General features: G+C 69.7%; 10 protein-coding genes. 4 read left to right on the top strand and 6 right to left on the bottom strand.

The window, feature by feature from the left end; genetic code table 11:
- The 3 genes from BXA11_RS43530 to BXA11_RS44170 all read left to right on the top strand — a co-directional run.
- On the top strand, positions 1-361 hold a 361-nt coding region (locus tag BXA11_RS43530; RefSeq protein ID WP_208865597.1), incomplete at its 5' end, for a hypothetical protein.
- 442 nt (positions 362-803) lie between these two features.
- Positions 804-2,783 (top strand): alpha-L-fucosidase, encoded by a 1,980-nt coding sequence (locus tag BXA11_RS38175; RefSeq protein WP_076442587.1) that lies wholly within the window; start codon positions 804-806, stop codon positions 2,781-2,783.
- A gap of 627 nt (positions 2,784-3,410) precedes the next feature.
- A complete protein-coding gene (locus BXA11_RS44170; RefSeq protein ID WP_076442585.1) occupies positions 3,411-5,123 on the top strand; it encodes an RICIN domain-containing protein in 1,713 nt (570 codons plus the stop codon).
- Positions 5,124-5,174: 51 nt separating this feature from the next.
- On the opposite strand, the gene BXA11_RS38165 is transcribed toward BXA11_RS44170, so the two are convergent.
- The 5 genes from BXA11_RS38165 to BXA11_RS38145 all read right to left on the bottom strand — a co-directional run bounded on the left by BXA11_RS38165 (position 5,175) and on the right by BXA11_RS38145 (position 11,615).
- Positions 5,175-7,247, bottom strand: coding sequence for an alpha-galactosidase (locus BXA11_RS38165; RefSeq protein WP_076442583.1), 2,073 nt, complete (start codon positions 7,245-7,247; stop codon positions 5,175-5,177).
- 152 nt (positions 7,248-7,399) lie between these two features.
- Positions 7,400-8,446 carry a LacI family DNA-binding transcriptional regulator gene (locus BXA11_RS38160; RefSeq protein ID WP_051762795.1) on the bottom strand — a complete coding sequence of 349 codons (1,047 nt, stop codon included), beginning with the start codon at positions 8,444-8,446 and terminating at the stop codon, positions 7,400-7,402.
- Between the two features lie 10 nt (positions 8,447-8,456).
- Positions 8,457-9,794, bottom strand: coding sequence for an ABC transporter substrate-binding protein (locus BXA11_RS38155; RefSeq protein ID WP_076442581.1), 1,338 nt, complete (start codon positions 9,792-9,794; stop codon positions 8,457-8,459).
- A 31-nt stretch (positions 9,795-9,825) separates the two neighbouring features.
- The gene (locus tag BXA11_RS38150; protein WP_030512216.1) at positions 9,826-10,650 is read right to left on the bottom strand and encodes a carbohydrate ABC transporter permease; all 825 of its coding nucleotides are present in this window, start codon (positions 10,648-10,650) and stop codon (positions 9,826-9,828) included.
- A gap of 23 nt (positions 10,651-10,673) precedes the next feature.
- Positions 10,674-11,615: a carbohydrate ABC transporter permease gene (locus tag BXA11_RS38145; RefSeq protein WP_204054060.1), complete on the bottom strand. Its 942-nt coding sequence runs from the start codon at positions 11,613-11,615 to the stop codon at positions 10,674-10,676.
- 425 nt (positions 11,616-12,040) lie between these two features.
- On the opposite strand from BXA11_RS38145, the gene BXA11_RS38140 reads away from it, so the two are divergent.
- Positions 12,041-13,621, top strand: coding sequence for a carbohydrate binding domain-containing protein (locus BXA11_RS38140; protein ID WP_076442579.1), 1,581 nt, complete (start codon positions 12,041-12,043; stop codon positions 13,619-13,621).
- Between the two features lie 68 nt (positions 13,622-13,689).
- On the opposite strand, the gene BXA11_RS38135 is transcribed toward BXA11_RS38140, so the two are convergent.
- Positions 13,690-14,466: an IclR family transcriptional regulator gene (locus tag BXA11_RS38135; RefSeq protein ID WP_076442577.1), complete on the bottom strand. Its 777-nt coding sequence runs from the start codon at positions 14,464-14,466 to the stop codon at positions 13,690-13,692.
- Position 14,467 lies beyond the last annotated feature (1 nt).

The following is a 14,467-nucleotide window of genomic DNA, read 5'->3' as shown; positions in this document are numbered from 1 at the left end:
CGAGGAGATCCCCGCCGGCGAGTACTGGGCCGTCGTCGGCCAGGCCAGCCAGTTCGTCGCCGCCGACGACCCGGCCAAGACCATCGGCCCCGAATACCTCGGCTGGAAGCCGCACCTGATCAGCGACTCCTCCACCGGCGCGGTCGCCGCCGGCGAGCCGGTCTCCAGTGTCGTCTCCGACGGCACCGGAGCCCCCGAGGTGGGCCTGAAGGGCCAGGAACTGCTGGTCTCCTCCGCCGACTCCGCCGACGAGATCGGCACCTCGCAGGTCAACGCCGACCTCGCCCTGCGCACCCCCGCCGACGTCGCCGCCGGCGAATACCACTCCACCATCACCCTGTCGCTGTTCAACCAGTCCTGAGCCCCCAGCCCAGGGTGAAACTTTCAGACATCCCATTACTCGACGGAATCAGGGTGGTGCCCTTGGCGGACATGCGCTGACCGCACCCGGTGCGAGGCGAGTAGCGGCAATGCCGATGCGGCATACGTCGACGTGCGGATTCGTCTGCCCGGGCCTCGTTTTCGGTGGTCGAACGGACAAGGCCTCGTAGCCGCGGAGCGCGTGACACGCGGGCCCGGCGGCGGGAGAGTATGGACAGATCGCTCTGCCTGACATACAACGACATCCAATGTCTCTGCGGTGACCGTCTGCTCATCTCCGAGAAACATCCAAGGGATCGTGTCCATGCGTACCGTCGTCGGGCCAGGGCCGTCGTGGCCGAGCTGATCCTCACGGGATCGCCGCGCCGGCCGTCGCCGTCCGGCGCCCCGCAGAATCCCCCCGATCGCGAGAGGTCCTCGCCATGTCCGCACCCTCGTTCCAGTTCAGCCGCCGGCAACTGCTCCTGGCGGCCGGGGCCGCCACGGCCGCCGGCCTGCTGAAAGCCGGGCCCGCCTGGGCGAACGCCGGTCCGCAGAGCTACAGCCCGAGCTGGTCGTCGGTGGACCAGCACCCACCGGCCGCCGAGTGGTTCCAGGACGCGAAGTTCGGCATCTACTACCACTGGGGCGTGTTCAGCGTCCCCGCGTTCGCCAACGAGTGGTATCCGCGCAACATGTACAACAACGGGTCGAACGAGAACAACCACCACAAGAGCGTCTATGGCGACCCGTCGGCGTGGCCGTACCACAACTTCATCAACGGCGCCCGGGACAAGGCCGGCAACTGGGTGCAGTTCGCGCCGAAGCTGAAGTCGGCCGGGGGTAACTTCGACCCGAACGAGTGGGCGCAGCTGTTCGCCGACGCGGGCGCCAGGTTCGCCGGGCCGGTGGCCGAGCACCACGACGGCTACTCCATGTGGAACAGCAGGGTGAACGAGTGGAACTCGGTCGCCACCGGGCCCAGGCTCGACCTGCTGCGGCTGCACGCCGACGCCATCCGGGCCAAGGGCCTCAAACTGCTCGTGGCCATGCACCACACCTACAACTTCACCGGCTTCTACCAGTGGGCGCCGGCCCAGTCGGCGACCTCCCTCAAGAAGCTGTACGGCCAGCTCAGCTTCGCCGACGAACAGCAGCTCTGGTACGACAAGCTCAAGGAGGTCATCGACGGTTACCAGCCCGACGTCATCTGGCAGGACTTCAACCTCAGCAGGCTCGACGAGTCCCGGCGGCTGGCCTTCCTGGCGTACTACTACAACCAGGCGGTCGCCTGGAACAGGGACGTCGTCGCGACCTACAAGGACGGGTTCAACACCAGGGGAGAGGTCTTCGACTACGAGCGCGGCGGCCCGGCCGCCCTTCAGAACCCCTACTGGCTGACCGACGACAGCATCTCCAGCTCCAGCTGGTGCTACACCGTCGGCATCGGCTACTACTCGCTCAACGCCATGCTGCACTCGCTGATCGACCGGGTCAGCAAGAACGGCAACATGCTGCTGAACATCGCTCCCATGGCCGACGGCACCATCCCGTCCGGGCAGCGGTCGATCCTGCTGGGCATCGGGGACTACCTGAAGCGGTTCGGCGAGTCCATCTACTCCACCCGCGCCTGGGCGACCTTCGGCGAGGGCCCCACCCAGATGGGCGGCGGTTCCTTCACCACGCCGCGTGCGGGCACCAACACCGACATCCGCTTCACCCGCAGCAAGGACAACACGGTGCTGTACGCCACCGTGCTGGGCTGGCCGGGCAGCACCCTGCACATCACGACCCTGGGCGCCAACCGGATCAACCTGAGCAACCTGGCCTCGGTGCAGCTCCTCGGCTCTTCGGCGGGCCAGTACACCACCCTGCCCAACCGCACGCAGGACGGCTCGGGGCTGCACATCTCGATGCCCTCGTCCAACGCCCCCTTCAGCGCCCCGGCGTACGTGGTCAAGCTGACCTTCAACGGTCAGATCCCCTCCCTGGGCTCCGGCGGCACCCCCACCGGCTACGTGCGGATCGCCAACGCCTCCACCGGCCTGGTGCTGGACGGCGGCGGCAACGTGGCGTCGGGGTCGAACCTCAAGCAGTGGAACTGGGACGGCAGCACGAACCTCCAGTGGCAGCTCGTCGACCTGGGCGGCGGCTGGTATCGGATCGTCAACCGCACCAACGGCATGGTGGCCGACAGCTGGGGCGACACCGCCAACGGCGCCAACGCCAGGCAGGCGGCCTGGAACGGCGGCAACAACCAGCAGTGGCGCCTGAACGACCTCGGCAACGGCCGCTACCAGATCGTCAACCGGGGCACCGGCACCGCCCTCGACGGCATGGGCTACACCACCGCCGGCTCCGCCGTCGGCATGTGGACGCCGAACAACAACGCCAACAACCAGTGGACCGTCATCGCTGTCTGAGCACCGCCGTCGCGCGGCCCGGATGCGGAGGACGCCTCCGCCCACGCCGGCGACCAGGACGGATGAAGGACCCGCGTGACGGCCGGCCGTGCCGCCGGCGTCGCGGAGCCGCCGGGGCAGCTCGTCCCGGGCGGGAGAAGTTCACCAGGCCAGGTCCCTGTGATCAGGGACCTGGCCGTCTTTTTCCCCACGACACCCTCGGCCGGCGTCGGCGCCACCGGCCGCCTCCGCGCCCGCGCGACGACACCCGCGCGTCGATGGTCGGTTCCCGGTCCATGGGCACTCCTCGAGAGTCGGGCGTGGCGTCTGGGTGGCGCAAGTGTTACCGCTATCACCGATAACCGTCAAGGAAGACGCCGTGCGAAGGTGAATCTTCCACGTACTCCCCGGTGTCTTTCCGAGCCCAATCAAGCCGCTGTGATCTGCGGCTTCACTCCGCTCTCCGGCCCGGTGGAGCGTCCTGTCCTGTGACCGGGGCTTGACACCGTCATCGGCACGCTCTACACCGTGATGTTACCGATAACTCCGATAGGGCGTCGCCGATCCCGTGACGCCGAGCGGCGGGGAGCCCGGCTTCCGCGCGCCTCCGCCGTTCCCGCCCTCACGCCCCCGACGAGGAGAAGAACCATGCACGACTTACCCGTCCACCCGGCGGCCGGGCGGCGACGGCCGCCGGGCGCCGTCGCCCGGCACCCGCTCATGGGCCTGTTCACGGTGCTCGTCACCCTGGCGGCCACCGCGCTCACCTGGACGGCGCCGGCATCCGCCGCCCCCGCGCCGCTGGTGAGCGCCTCCTCCGGCCGGTGCCTCGACGTGAAGGGCAACGTCGACACGCTCGGCACCGCGCTGGACATCTGGGACTGCAACGGCCAGGCCAACCAGGGCTTCGAGTTCACCTCGGCCGGCGAACTGCGCACGATGAACGGCACCCGCTGCGTTGACGCCTACAACAACCAGACCTCGCCGGGCACCCAGGTGATCATCTGGTCCTGCAACGGCCAGGCCAACCAGAAGTGGCGGCAGAACTCCGACGGGTCGGTCGCGGGGACGCAGTCGGGCCTGTGCCTCGACGTGGACCACGCCGGCACCGCCAACGGCACCGCCGTCATCCTGTGGACCTGCAACGGGCAGAGCAACCAGAAGTGGGGCACCACGACCGGCGGCGGCAGCGCCCTCGTGGTCGACGCGAGCAGCGTCGTGCGCCCGGTCACCCGCGTCGCGTCGGGCACCCTCTACGGCCTGTCCGACGCGAACACCCCGCCGGTGTCGATGATGCAGCCGCTGAAGCTGCACCAGCTCCGGCAGCCGCCGCCGCTGCACGAGCACCGGCCGAACGGCTCCCCGGTGCCGATCGGTGACACGCTGAACGTCTGGCGCAACGCCGCCGCCGTCGGCGCGGTGATCACGGTCGACATGGCCGACAGCTTCGACGGCTTCCCCTACAACTGGACGAACTGGAACGACTGGTACAGCCGGATCGACAAGATGATCGCGGCGGCGAAGTCGGCGGGCGTCAGCAACATCGACGCCTGGGAGCCGTGGAACGAGCCGGACTGGACCTGGCCGTCGGCGTCGGGCGTCTCCTTCAACGAGGGATGGGTGCGCACCTACCAGCGGATCCGGCAGAGCGAGCCGAACAAGGCCATCATGGGCCCGAGCTACTCATACCTGGACCTCAACCGGATGCGCTCCTTCCTCACCAACGCGAAGGCCACGAACACCCTGCCCGAGGTGGTCTCGTGGCACGAGCTGAGCGGATGGCAGCAGGTCGGCGCGAACGTCCGGGCCTACCGCGCGCTGGAGCGCGAGCTGGGCATCTCGCCGCGGCCCATCTCCATCAACGAGTACGCCACGACCGGCGAGATCGACGTGCCGAGCAGCGTCAACCACTACGTCGCCCAGTTCGAGCGCGAGGGCGTGCGCGACGCCGAGCGGGCGTTCTGGTACGAGGCCGGCACGCTCAACGGCCTGCTGTACAACGGCCAGCCGACGGCGTCGTACTGGATGTACAAGTGGTACGCCGACCAGACCGGCAACGTCGTCAAGGTGACCCCGACCACGTACAACGACGGCGTGGCCGCCTACGACGGCAGGACGTTCAGCCTGGTCTTCGGCGGCCAGGCCGGCAACAACTCGATCCGCGTCGACGGGGTCGGCGGGCTGGGCTCCTCGGTCACCGCGACCCTTGAGTACGTTCCGGGCTCCGGACGCAAGACGAACGTGGCGGCGGCGACCCGGGTGTGGTCGAACGCCTACACCGTCACCAACGGCAGCGTCACGATCCCGATCGCCAACCAGGACGCCAACGGCGCCTACCGCCTGGTCCTGACGCCCAGATGACGGGCGAGGAGGCCCACCGGGCGCCCGGTGGGCCTCCTCTTTCCCGCACGCCTATTCCCTGATCAGGTGGATCAGGGCGCTGGCGTAGTCGCCGGGAGCCAGCTCGGGGAACAGTCCGTGGGCGAGCAGCACGGCCCCGTGGTGGACCTCTCCCGTGGCCGTGTCGCGGTAGCGCGCCCGCGGGTCGAGGGCGCGCAGCGGGATCCCCGGATCGGCGTGCCCGAACCGGCGGGCGCGGCGGAAGACGAGTACGGCGGTCTCGGCGCCGTCGGAGGCGAGGTACTGCACGGCCGACAGCTCGCCGCCCGGCGGCAGCAGGCGGTGCTGGCGGCCGTGCTGGACCAGTGGCCGGATCCGCTTGTAGTCGGCGACGAGCTCGGCCGCCCGATCCAGCTCGGCCTGGCTCCACTCGGTCAGGGCCCCGCCGATCGAGAGCAGCCCGGCCATGGCCACGTGGAAACGGAAGTCGAGGGGGATCTCCCGGCCGGTGTAGGGGTTGGGGCTGTCGGTGACCCACGCGCCCATCACCCGGGCCGGGTAGAGCTGCGAGAAGCCGTGCTGGATGTCCAGCCGGTCGAGGGCGTCGGTGTTGTCGGAGGTCCACACCTGGTCGGTGCGGCGCAGGATGCCGAGGTCCACCCGGCCGCCGCCGCTGCTGCACGACTCGATCCGCACGTGCGGGTGGGCGGCGCGGAGCCGGTCGAGCACGTCGTACAGGGTCTGCACGTGGCCCAGCCACAGCCGCTCGTCCGGGCCGGCCTCGGTGAAGGGGCGGTTCATGTCCCACTTGAGGAAGTCGATGGCGTTCTTGGCCAGCAACTCGTCCAGTGTCCGGAACAGCCAGTCCCCGACCTCGGGCCGGGACAGGTCGAGCACGAGCTGGTTGCGGTGCTCGGTGCGCCGCCGGTGCGGCCGGTGGATCACCCAGTCGGGGTGGGCGCGGTAGAGGTCGCTGTCGGGGTTGACCATCTCCGGCTCCACCCACAGCCCGAACAGCATGCCCAGCTCGTGCACCCGGTCGATCAGCGGCCCGAGCCCGTCGGGGAACCGGCGCGGGTTGGGATACCAGTCGCCGAGCCCGGCGGCGTCGTGCGTGCGGGCGCCGAACCAGCCGTCGTCCACCACGAACAGCTCCACGCCCATCCGGGCGGCCGACTCCGCGAGCCGGATCTGCCCGTCCAGTGAGACGTCGAAGCCCGTCGCCTCCCAGGAGTTGTAGAGCACCGGCCGCAGCTCGCCGGCATGCGGCAGGACATGCCGGAGCTGGTGGTCGTGCCAGGCGCGGCTGGCGGCGCCGAAGCCGCCCTCGGTGTACAGCCCGGCGCACACCGGCGTGACCAGCTCCTCCCCGGTGCCCAGCTCCCAGGTCACGGGGTCGTGCCCGAATCCCGCCGACAGCGTCACCCGCTCGGTGGGCAGGCGCTGTGCGGTGAGCCGCCAGCTCCCGCTCCACGCCAGCGCGCAGGAGTAGACCGCGCCGTGCTCCTCGCCCGCCGTGCCGTCGTCGACCATCGCCCAGGGGTTGGCCTGGTGGCTGGTCACACCCCTGCGGCTGGTCATGACGGTCTCGCCGTACGGCAGCTCGGTGCGGTGCACCCGGGTCTCGGCGCCCCACTGGCCGCGTACGGAGCTGAGCCGGTAGCCGTTCAACCGGGGGAGCACCCAGGTGGCGGAGTCCGCGCGTACGACGGTGACCGGCTCGCCCTCGTTGCGCAGCACCAGGTGGCGCTCGATCACGTCGCCGTGCAGGCGGTAGTGGCACTCCACGGCCAGCGGGTAGTGACGGTCGGCGTACGTCAGCACCAGCTCCCGATCGGCGCGGCGTTGTCCGGTGTAGACGAGCTCCAGGTCGCGGGTGCCGTCGGCGAAGCGCACCTGCAGGCCGGCGTTCCCGTAGCACAGGCCTCCGGTCGCGACCAGGTCGAAGGAGCCCTCCAGCGGGTCCTCCACCGGCCGGAAGCCCAGCGGCGGCAGCCGTAGCAGGAGAGAGGCCGCCTGCTCGGGGGTGAACCGCGGTCCCCAGTGCAGGACGCGCGGCCGGTCGGCATCGTCGAGGTGCAGCACGTAGGAGGAGGACGGCCCGGACAGCACCCACAGGCGGTGTTCGGAGTCGTGATGGATCATCTCAGCCTTTCGACGGCGAAGGGGAAGGGCGGCATGGCATGCGGAACGCTCCGCCCGCATGGCGTGGCGGAGGACCGTGGCGGCGCAGGTCAGGCAGGCTCGGGGGCAGGCGGGCTCGGGGTCAGGCGGCGCGGGGTCGGGCGGGCTCGGGGTCAGGCAGGCGCGGGGCCGCTGCTCTCCCGCACGATGAGTTCGGGCTCGCTCCAGGCCGGGACGGCCGCGGCGTTCTGCGGGTCCAGCCTGCGGTTCAGCAGGCCGAAGCAGGCCCGGCCGAGACCCTCGAAGTCGAGCCGCACCGTGGTGAGCGCGGGATTGAGGTAGGCCGAGGGCGGGGAGTCGTCGAAGCCGACCACGCTGAGGTCGCCGGGGATGTCCCGCCCGGCCTCGCGCGCGGCCCGCATGACGCCCAGCGCCAGGTCGTCGTTGCCGCACAGGATCGCGGTGACCGAGCGGTCCGCGAGCAGGGAGCGTACGGCGAGGTAGCCGGATCGGGGGCTCCAGCCGCCGGGCAGCGGCTCGGGCAGCGGCCGGCCGGCGGCGCGCAGCGCGTCCTGCCAGCCCTGGGTGCGCTGCGGCAGCGCGCTGGTGGAGGAGGGGATGGCCACGTAGTGGACGGTCTGGTGCCCCAGGCTCAGCAGATAGCGGGTCGCGTGCGCGGCCGCCGCCCGGTCGTCCAGCCAGATCTGCCACGGGTCGTCGGGACCGTCGTCGGGCCGCCGCTCGACGGCGGCCGTGACCGGGACGTCCGCGGGCAGCGCCCGCAGCGCGCGCACGCCCGCGTCGTCGAAGGCGATCACCATGACCGCCTCCCCGGGCCGGTTCAGCCGCAGGGCGATGTCCGCCTGGCCGGAGTCCCGCTCCAGCACGCTGATGCCGACGGAGAACCCGGCGGTCCTGGCCGCCTCCTCCATGCCGCGCAGGGTGGCGGCGGCGCCGTACAGGGCGGTGTCGGAGGTGAGGACGGTGACCGAGCGGACCGGCCCTCCGGCCAGCGCCTGGGCCAGCCGGTTGGGCCGGTAGCCGAGCTCGGCGATGACCTGGAGGACCCTGGCCCGGGTCGTCTCGCTGACCCGGGCCTTGCCGTTGATGACGCGGCTGACGGTCTGCTGGGAGACACCGGCCACCCGGGCGACGTCCCAGATGCTCGCCGAGCGCGTCCGGGGAGCGTCCTGGGCAGGCATGTGACCGGTAACTTCCATGAGTCAGACCTTACTTGATGGCGGCGTTGGCCTCGGTGTTGATCTTCTGGGCGGCGTCCTGCGGCGACAGCTGGCCCAGCCAGACCTGATTGAAGATGTCGAGCGCTTTGACGTTGTAGACGTCGGCCGCCTCGGTCAGCGGGTAGCCCATCGTGGTGCCCTCGGCGGCCTTCTTGAAGCCGGTTACGTCGACGCCCTTGGCCTTCCACGCGTCGGCGAAGACGTCGTTGAGCGAGGTGATGCCCGGCCAGACGGAGCCCGCCTGGGCGACGGCCTTCTGATGGTGTTCGGACGTCAGCCACTTGAGCAGCTCCCACGCTTCCTTCGGGTGCTTGGTGCCGGCGTAGACGGCCTCGGTCAGGCCGTTGTAGACGCTGCCCTTGCCGACGGGGCCCGCGGGGAGGTCGGCGACGCCGAAACCGCCGCTGGGCAGCGCGGTGTCGAACGCGCGCAGCATCCAGCTTCCGTCCATCGCGGTGGCCGCCTCGCCGCGCCCGACCACCTGGTCGAGGGACGGGCCGTTGGGCGGGTTGGTGACCGTGGCGGGCACCGCGACGTGATACTTCAACCGCAGGTCCTGGACGAACTGGATGGCCTGCACGCAGGCCGGCTGGTCGATGGTCCACCGGCCCCACGGCTTGTCCTGGAGCGTGCAGCCGTTCTGCAGTGCGAAGTTCCACCAGTCCTGCTGACCGGTCGGGGCCTGCATGGCCAGGCCGTACTGCTTGACCTTCTTGGGGTCGAAGCCGGCCTCGTCGGGGTGCTTGCCGTTCTCGTCGACCGTGAGCTTCTGCAGCGTCTTGACGAAGGTGCCGCCGTCGCCGGGGTTCCAGGTGAGGCCGTCGAGGTCGGCGGGGGTGAGCCCGGCGTCCTTGAGCGCCTTGGTGCTGTAGAAGAGCCCGATGGTGTCCCAGTCCTTGGGCAGGCCGTAGACCTTGCCGTCCACCTTCCAGCCCTCGGAGAGCTTGGAATCGTAGATCGAGGTGTCCACCTTGTCCTGGGCGATGAGCGGCGCCAGGTCGGTGAGCACGCCCTCCTTGCTGAACTTGGGGAAGTAGGAGACGTGGTCCCAGAACACGTCGGGGGCCGAGCGCCCGGCGAGCTGGGTCTGCAGCTTGCTCCAGTAGTCGTTCCAGTTGTTCAGCTCGATCTGCACCTTGATGGTCGGGTGCGCCTTCTCGAACTCGCGGATCGACTGCTCGATCGGCGGCTTCTGCACCTCGTCCCACATCGCGTACCTGAGGGTGACGGCGCCGCCGGTGGAGTCCGCGTCGTCCGCGCCGCCGCAGGCGGCGAGGGACAGCAGGGCCGCCGCCGCGACGGCAGATAAGGCGATTTTTCTGGACATATGTGTATGCCCTTCTCTCTTTGGGGGGTGGTTACTTCAGTCCGGTGAGAGCGATCGAACGGACGATGTGCCGCTGGAACAGCAGGAAGATCACGATGAGCGGCAGCAGCGCGAGGGCGGCGGCCGCCAGGATCAGGTGATATTGGGAGGAGTACTGACCCTTCAGCGCCGAGATGCCGAGCGTGACCACCCGGGTCGCGTCGCCGTTCGTGACGATCAGCGGCCACAGCAGCGTGTTCCAGGTCGTGATGAACGTGATGGTCGCGAGGGTGGCCAGGATCGGCCGGCTCAGCGGGAGCAGCACCCGGACGAGCACGGTCAGCGTGCCCGCGCCGTCGATGCGCGCGGCCGACTCCAGGTCCCTGGGGATCGTGCGGAAGTACTGCCGCACCAGGAAGATCCCGTACGGCGTGCCGAACGCGGTGGGCAGGATCAGCCCGAGATAGGTGTCGATCAGCCCGAACTCCCGCATGATCAGGAAAAGCGGGACCAGGGTGACGATCTGCGGCACCATCATCGTCGCGAGGTAGCCCCAGAACAGCGCGTCGCGGCCGGGGAACGACATCCGGCCGAAGGCGTAGGCGGCCATCGTGCTGAAGACGACCTGGCCGGCCGTGACCACCCCCGCGTAGATCAATGAGTGCAGCAGGAAGCCGGCCATGTCGTACTCCGACCAGACCTGGGCGAAGTTGTCGAACGTGACGGGGAAGGCGGGCTGCCAGGCGGGGGTGGTGAGCACCTGCGCGGGTTCCTTGAACGCCGAGTTCAGCGTCATCAGGTAGGGCGCGACCGAGACCACGGCGCCCGCGAAGAGCACGAGATACAGAGCGATCCTCGTGATCGGTGTTCTCTTCATCCGGGTCCTCTTCATCGGGGTAATCAGGAGAAGTCGTAGACGGTGCGCTTGCGGAAGTAGAGGAACTGCGCCGCGGTGACCAGCAGGATCAGCGCGAACAGCACCATCGCCAGCGCCGAGGCGTAGCCGGACCGGAAGAGCTGGAACCCCTGCTGGTAGATGTGGAAGTTCAGCACGTCGGTGGCGCCGCCGGGGCCGCCCTGGGTCATCACGAAGACCGTGTCGAAGATCTGGAACGACCCGATCGTGTTCGTCACCAGCACGAAGAACAGCGACGGCCGCAGCAGCGGCAGAGTGATCGTGAAGAACCGCTGCACCGGCGTGGTGCCGTCGATCGCCGCGGCCTCGTACAGCGTGTGCGGAATCGCCTGCAGCCCGGCCAGCAGGATGAGCATCGTGTAGCCCGTGTACTGCCATACGTTCACCGAGGCGATCACCGGCATGGCCCACGCGGGGTCGGTGAGCCAGTTGGGACCGTCGATTCCCACCGTGCCGAGCACCTGGTTGACCACGCCGTACCTCGGGTCGAACACCCAGGACCAGATGATGCCGAGCGCCACCGGCATGGCCATCCAGGGCAGCACGAAGACGACCCGGAGCGCCTTGCCGCCGCGCATCCGACGGTTCAGCGCCAGCGCCAGCAGCAGTGCCAGCACGGTCTGCGCCGGGATGTTGAGCACCACGTAGTAGATGGTGTTGAGCACGGCCCGCCACACCTCGGGATCGGCGGCGAGCTCGCGGTAGTTGTCCAGTCCGACGAACGACGGCGCGCCCATCAGGTTCCAGTCGAACAGGCTCAGCGCCGCCACGCCGAAGATGGGCGCCACCAGGAAGAGCAGGAAGCCGGCGAGGCTCGGGGCGAGCAGGGCGTACGCCTCGGCGACGGTGCGGACCCGCGCCCTGAGCCGGTGCTCCGCCCGGCGGTGCCCCCGCACGGAGCCGTCGTAGGTAATGTTATCGATCACATTCTCTCTCCATGAGCCACCAGGGATCCGGAGGATTCCGGTGATGCAGAGAAGAGTTACCGATAACATCCGGAACGTCAAGTGCCCGTCGATACACGGTGACCGGGCGATCCGGAGGCATCCGGAGGGTGCCGGGACCGCCCGCCGTCGCCGACCGCGTGCACGGCTCCGTCCGGCCGCCGCCCCGTGACCGCGCCGGGCGTTCGGCCGCGCTCGCCCTTCCGAAGAAAGTGGCATAACCGCTGGTGGGAGAGTTATCTGTTAACAATCTTGACAGATAGGGGGACGGTCCCGACCATGGGATCACGGATCCGTACTGTCCAGCGGCTCGCCGGTGAACCCACCCACCGGCGAGGTCGCCGGCACGCCGTCACCCCCCGCGATCGGCGCGCCGGCTCCGATCACTCCTGGTTCAGGAGACCTCCATGCGAAAGCGCACACTCCGCCTGCTGACCCCGGCAGCGTCGCTGCTGCTGGCGGCCACGGGCGTCGTCCTCACACAGGCACCGGCCAGTGCGGCCAACCTGCTGGCGAACTCCGGCTTCGAGTCCGGAAGCCTCTCTCCCTGGTCCTGCACGGGCGGCCTGGGATCGGTGGTCGCCTCCCCTGTCCACACCGGCGGCAGGGCGCTGGCCGGCGCGGCCGGCGACTCGGACAACGCCCAGTGCACGCAGACCGTGTCCGTGCAGCCGAACACCGCCTACTCCCTGAGCGCATGGGTCCGCGGAAGCTACGTGTACCTCGGCGTGAACGGCGGACCGTCCACCTGGACCACGTCGCCGTCCGCCTACACCCAGCTCCGCGTGTCCTTCACCAGCGGCGCCAACCAGACGAGCGCGACGGTCTACCTGCACGGCTGGTACGGCCAGGGCACCTACTACGCCGACGACATCGGCTTCGACGGCCCCGGCGGCCCGTCTCCTTCGCCCTCCCCGTCGAGGTCACCCTCCCCGTCCCCGTCCCCCTCACCGTCGAGGTCGCCCTCCCCGTCGCCGTCCCCGCCGCGGTCGCCGTCGCCTTCCCCTTCCTCCTCGCCGTCGCCGGGAGACACGACGTGCCCGGTGAAGGGGCGGCCGACCGGCAAGGTCCTCCAGGGATACTGGGAGAACTGGGACGGATCATCCAACGGCGTCCACCCGCCGTTCGGCTGGACGCCGATCGGCGACGCCCGCATCCGGCAGCACGGCTACAACGTGATCAACGCGGCGTTCCCGGTCATCCGCTCGGACGGCACGGTCCTGTGGGAAGACGGCATGGACAGCACCGTCAAGGTCCCGACGCCCGCTGAGATGTGCCAGGCCAAGGCCGGCGGCGCGACGATCCTGATGTCCATCGGCGGGGCCACCGCCGGCATCGATCTCAGCTCCGGCAGCGTCGCCGATCGCTTCGTCGCGACCATCGTGCCGATTCTCAAGAAGTACAACTTCGACGGCATCGACATCGACATCGAGACCGGTCTCAGCGGCAGCGGCAGCATCACCCAGCTGTCCGCCTCCCAGTCCAACCTCATCCGCATCATCGACGGCGTGCTCGCCCAGATGCCCGCCGGCTTCGGCCTCACCATGGCCCCCGAGACGGCGTACGTCACGGGAGGCAGTGTCACCTATGGCTCGATCTGGGGCGCCTACCTGCCGATCATCAAGAAGTACGTGGACAACGGCCGCCTGTGGTGGCTGAACATGCAGTACTACAACGGAAGCATGTACGGCTGCTCGGGCGACTCCTACTCCGCCGGGACGGTCCAGGGATTCGTCGCCCAGACCACCTGCCTGGACACGGGCCTGGTCATCCAGGGCACCACGATCAGGGTTCCCTACGACAAGCAGGTCCCCGGCCTGCCCGCCCAGGCCGGCGCCGGAGGCGGCTACATGTCGCCGTCCCTGGTGAGCCAGAGCTGGAACAGCTTCGACGGCCGGCTCAAGGGCCTGATGACCTGGTCCATCAACTGGGACGGGTCGAAGGGCTGGACCTTCGGCGACAACGCCAGGGCGCTCCAGGGGCGTTAGGGCAAACAACTTCCGCGCTTCACGGCGCCGTCCGAGACCGGCTTCGCGATAGGCCTCGGCCCACCTGTTCAGGGGGACTGGGCGAGATCGGCCTCGACGGCGCCCGCGGCGCGGGTGAGGGTGTCGACCAGGGACGGCAGCCGGTGCTTGTCGTAGCGTCCGCTCGGCATCGACACCGACAGGCTGGCGAGGGCGTTCCCGTCCGGGCCCCTGATGGGCACGCCGACCGCCACCACGCCGCGCTCGGAACGGCCCTGGTTGACGGCGAACCCCTTGCGCCGCACCCGGGCCAGCTCGGTCCGCAGCCGGGCGAGGTCGGGTCTCTCCGTGGGGCGGCCGGCGTACCGCTCGGGCGGGTAGACGGCCTCGAGTTCCTCGTCGGTCAGCTCCGCGAGCAGCAGCAGTCCCGCCGTGGTGCGGTGGGCGGGGAACACCATGCCCTCACGGGAACCCACCCGCAGGGCCTGGGAGCACTCGACGCTGGCGATGAACCGGACCGTGTCCCCGGTGCGCACCACGACGTTGGCGGACTCGTCGAGCACGCCGACCACCCGGTGCAGGTGCGGCAGGGCGGCCGCCCGCAGCCGGGACGCGGCCGAGGGGGAGTGGGCCGCGAGCTCCAGGACCGGACCGGCCCGGTAGAGGCGCCGGTCGTCCTGGACCGCGAAGTCCCGGTAGACCAGCATCGCGAGCAGCCGGTGCGCGGTGGAGCGGGCCACGCCCAGCCTCTCGGCGACCTCCGAGAGGGTCAGCTCGCCCTCCAGTTGCAGCATCGCGGCGACCCGCAGCGCGTGGTCCACGCTGTTGATCATGTAGGTCGGCGGATTCTTCAGCGGCTTGCTCACG

The sequence above is a fragment of the Microbispora rosea genome, assembly GCF_900156315.1.
Classification (GTDB): Bacteria; Actinomycetota; Actinomycetes; order Streptosporangiales; family Streptosporangiaceae; genus Microbispora; species Microbispora rosea.
The sequence above is the reverse complement of the archived record's forward strand: the minus strand, read 5'-3'. Positions and strand labels throughout refer to the sequence as shown.